Source organism: Streptomyces sp. 4F14 (genome assembly GCF_048159485.1).
Lineage (GTDB): Bacteria > Actinomycetota > Actinomycetes > Streptomycetales > Streptomycetaceae > Streptomyces.
Genome location: NZ_JBLRVY010000099.1, coordinates 1 through 537 on the forward strand (window position 1 = coordinate 1; position 537 = coordinate 537).

Annotated in this window: 1 protein-coding gene; it reads left to right on the top strand. The window is 73.4% G+C overall.

Annotated features, from left to right (window positions below; all coding sequences use genetic code 11):
• Positions 1 to 500, top strand: a 500-nt coding sequence (locus tag ACLZOT_RS49795; RefSeq protein WP_416975957.1) for an EAL domain-containing protein, incomplete at its 5' end; no start/stop codon positions are given.
• Positions 501 to 537: the final 37 nt, after the last annotated feature.

A 537-nucleotide genomic window follows, 5' to 3' on the forward strand; every position in this document is an offset into this window, starting at 1 on the left:
TCATCGAGCTGTCCGACCTCGACCCCCGGATCTCGCTGGACGAGCTGGAGCGCCGCCTGAGCGGCCTGCGCAGACTCGGTGTCCGGGTCGCCCTGGACGGCTTCGGCAGCGGTTACGCGGCGATCACCGCGCTACGCAGGCTCCCCGTCGACATGCTCAGGCTGGACCGCGGTCTGGTCGAGGGCGTCGTCGAGTCGGCGCGGCTGCACAAGATCACCGGCGGGCTGCTGCGGATCGCCGGCGACCTCGGGCTGCAGTCCGTGGCCGACGGCGTGGACCTGCCCGAGCAGGTCGTCGCGCTGCGGGCGATGGGGTGCACGCACGGGCAGGGCATGGCGTTCTCCGGGCCACTGGACGAGTACCGGCTGCGCCGGGCGCTCAGTTCCGGCCACTATCCGGTGCCGCACGGGCCCGCGGAGCCCGCGTTCGCCGGTGGGGGCACGCCCGAAGGGCTGGCCGCGGTCGTGGTCCCGACACCGACCGGGGCGCCCCGGAGGTGAACGAGCCAAAACCGACACAGCGGGTGTACACCAGTGG